This window comes from Phytomonospora endophytica, from assembly GCF_014202425.1.
Taxonomy (GTDB): Bacteria; Actinomycetota; Actinomycetes; order Mycobacteriales; family Micromonosporaceae; genus Phytomonospora; species Phytomonospora endophytica.
In genome coordinates this window covers 1-3,863 of record NZ_JACHGT010000034.1, presented here as the reverse complement: position 1 = coordinate 3,863, position 3,863 = coordinate 1, and the positions used below count along the sequence as shown (strand labels likewise).

The 3,863-nt window shown below is 67.8% G+C and carries 1 protein-coding gene; it reads left to right on the top strand.

The features are described 5' to 3' along the window. Positions 1-3,863 (top strand): amino acid adenylation domain-containing protein (locus HNR73_RS38925; RefSeq protein ID WP_184793112.1); only part of this gene is annotated, 3,863 nt, incomplete at both ends.

Here is a 3,863-nt window from a genome sequence, read left to right as displayed (position 1 = left end):
TTCGAACACCAAACCATCAACGAACTCACCACCATCGCCACCCACAACACCAACACCCCCACACCCACACCCACACCACAAAACAACACGCCACTGGCGCCGATTCAGGAATGGTTCTTCGCCCAGACATTCCAGCAGCCTCACCATTGGAATCTCTCGACGGCGACGGCATTCGATGAACCGGTCGATGTCGCAGCGCTCGCTGAGGCGCTGAACGGTCTGGTCGCCCACCACGATGAACTGCGTGCGCGCTTCGACAGCGCCGACGACGGCGACCGCCGCCGGCGGCTCGCACCGACGGACTCGGGGCGTTGGCCTCTGACCGTCCTGTTGGACGGCGACGCCGAGGAGGTCGCCGCCGCGTTGGACACGGCCCAGGCGGACATGGGGCTCACGGAGGGGCCGCTGACCAGCGCGGTCCTGGTGCGCCCGAGCGACGGGAACGGTGAGGCCCAGCTGGTTCTGACGTGCCATCACCTGGTCGTCGACGCGGTTTCCTGGACGATCCTGGTCGAGGACCTGCACACCGCCTATCGGCAGAGGCTCCTCAGGGCGCCGATCGACCTCCCGGCCAAGACGGCCTCCTACGGTCAGTGGGCTGCCGAGTTGTCGGCGAACGTTCAGGCGGGCGCACTCGACGACGAGGTCGTCCACTGGCGTTCGGTACCCGCGTTTCCATTGTCGGTTCCCGGGATTGGCGCCGAGGACCCCGCCGACGGCGCCGGTGAGACCCTTCGGCAGCAGCGAACCGGGATCGAGCTCAGCCGGGCCCTCAGGGACCACGCGACCCGTCGGCACGGCGCCCGGCTGGAGGAGCTGATGATCGCGGCCCTCGTGTGCGCGGTCGGCGACGTCGGGCAGACGGGCGGGGTATCTCTTCTGCGCGAGATCCATGGCCGTCAGCACGAGATCAGCGACCTGGACACCTCCCGCACGGTCGGATGGTTCACCGGCATGCATCCCGTCACGGTCGCCCTGTCCGACGACGGTGACGTGGTGTCCGTGCTCCGCGACGTCAAGCGGTTCCTTCGCAACATGCCGCGAAAGGGCGCCGGCTTCCTGCCACTGCGTGAACTGACCGGCCACCTCGACGGATTCGACGAGCCCTCCGTCACCTTCAACTACCTCGGACACACCGTCTTCCCCTCGGGCGTGGTGGCGCAAGACTCCACCGCGGTGGGTTTCGGCACAGAACGGGCCCGCGACGAACACCGGCCACACGCCCTTGAGGTGGTCACCTTCCTGGAAGGCGACGAGCTCGTGGTCGACTGGATCGCGCCCGGATCGCCGGCCGCTCAGGAGACTCTCGATCTTCTGTGCGGCCGTCTGGTGGAGCAGCTGCGCCTGCTCGCCGTGCCGGACGGGCCAGTGGCCGGGGATGTCATCGCGCTCACCTCCACGCAGGAGGGCGTGTTGTTCGACGCGATGTTCGACGAGCCGGGGTCCGGGCGGTACGTCGAGCGGCTCGAGTACGAACTCACCGGGGTCGCGGGCGTCGAAGAGCTACACCATGCCTGGCGCGAGGTGTGCGGCCGCCACGCCATGCTGCGTGCGAGGCTCGTCTGGACGGACCAGGGAACCGCCCTGCTCGAAAGCTCACCCGTTGCCGAGGTTCCTTTCACCACACTGGAAGCAGGCAGTCAGGCGGAGTTCGAAGCCATCCGCGAGCGGGAACTGACCGCTCCGATGGCGGTCAACGACCCATCGCTGACGCGTATGACGGTGGTGCGCACACCGTCGGGCGAGCACCACCTGTTCTGGGTCTTCCACCACCTGCTGCTCGACGGCTGGAGCGCCGCCGTACTGCTCGACGAGTTCAAGACCGTCCATGACGCGCGATCACGGGGTGAGGTGCCGGTCCTGCCCGCGGCGCCGCGCCTCAACGAGTACGTGTCCTGGCTGCGGCGAACAACGCAGCGCCACGACTCCCATGACGAGTTCTGGCGGCGGCGGCTCGACGGACACGTCAGGACGAACACTCTCGCACCGATGGACGCACCCTCGGAGCACCCTCGGCCCGAAACATACGAGTTCGGCATTCCCGACGATCTCACCGCCGAGCTCGGATCGGTCACCCGCGCTCTGCGCATCACCCTCAACACCGTGGTGAGAGCCGCGTGGGCACTGACGTTGGGCGCCTACACGGCCTCAACCGATGTGGTGTTCGGGGCGACGTTGTCGGGGCGGTCGAGCCAGTTCGTCAACAGCGAGCGGTTCGTCGGCATGCTGATCAACACGTTGCCGGTGCGGATCGGCATCGATCCGGCGCAGCCGGTCCAGGACTGGCTGGTCCGGATCCAGGCGGATTCGGTGGATCTGCTCGAACACCAGCACAGCTCGTTGTCGCGCATCAAGTCACTCGTCGGAGATCAGCGGGATCTCTTCGACACCCTGGTGCTCTTCCAGAACTTTCCCCAGCCGACGGAGGACGCCGACACCGGTCTGCTCTTCCGTACGGTGACGGCGGTCGAGTGGACCGGGTATCCGCTGACGCTCAGGATCCACCCCGGCTCCAGTCTGCGCGCGGATCTGACCTTCGACGCGCGACGGCCCCCGCTGCCCGCCGCCGACGTGGCCAGAACCTTCGTCCGGGTGCTGCGAAGCATCGCGGAGCAGAACGAGTCCGCCACCGTCTCGGACCTGCGGCGCACCAGCGACGAGGACGCCCGCCGCACGCGCACCTGGAACGCTCGGGTCCGAACCGCGAAGACCGCCGGCACGTTGCACCGGCTAGTGGAGGACGCCGCGGACCTGACCCCGGATGCGGTCGCCGTCATCGACGGGCGACAGCGGCTCACCTACGCCGAACTCGACCGCCGCGCCAACCAGTTCGCTCGTCGGCTCCTCCAGGAAGACGTCGCGGGCGGAGAACTCATCGGGGTCGCCCTCCCGCGCAGCGCCACGCTGGTTGCCGTGCTTCTCGGCATTCAGAAGGCGGGACTCGCCTATGTGCCCCTCGATCCGGGCCTTCCACGGGAACGGATCGAGTACATCGTCGAGGACGCGGCCATCACCACCATCATCAGTGACGACGCGCACCGGGAACAGCTCCAGGAGAGCGGGTCGACCGTGCTCGCCCTCGACCGTACGGAACTCGACCGGATCGGCGCCATGAACGCCGATCGGCTGGACCTCGCCGTCGACCCGAGGGACCTCGCGTACGTCATCTACACCTCGGGCTCAACCGGTCGACCGAAGGGCGTCGCCGTCGAACACGGAGGCTGCACCGACCGCCTCGCCGGTGCCCGGCGGCTGTTCGCGGTCGCTCCCGGGGATCGCGTGCTCGCGCGCACTCCGATCAGCTTCGACATCTCGGTGTGGGAGACCTTCTTGCCGCTGTCGGCCGGGGCGACGGTCATCATGGCCGCCCCTAGCTCCCGGCACGACGACGGGTATCTGTCCGAACTGATCCGCGGTGAGCGGGTGACCGTCGCACAGTTCACGCCCTCAGGTCTTCTCACACTGGCCGAGGGCGGGGCCGGCGCGTCCCATCCCTCGGTGCGCCTGTTGTGGCTCGGCGGTGAACGCCTCGACCGGCACGTCATCGAACACGCCGTGAAGGTCTTCCCAGAGGCCCGGATCGTCAACATGTACGGCCCCACCGAGGCATCGGTCTGGGCGACCTGGTGGGACTGCGGAACGCCGATCGACGGCTCGACGGTGCCGATCGGGCATGCGCTGCAGAATGTCGCGATTCATATTCTCGACCCGCAGGGCCACGAGGTGCCCGTCGGCGGAGTGGGTGAACTGTGCATCGGCGGAATCGGTGTCGCGCGTGGTTATTTGGCGCGTCCCGGCCTCACCGCCGACAAATTCATTCCCAACCCCCATACCACCGACGGCACCCGCCTCTACCGCACCGG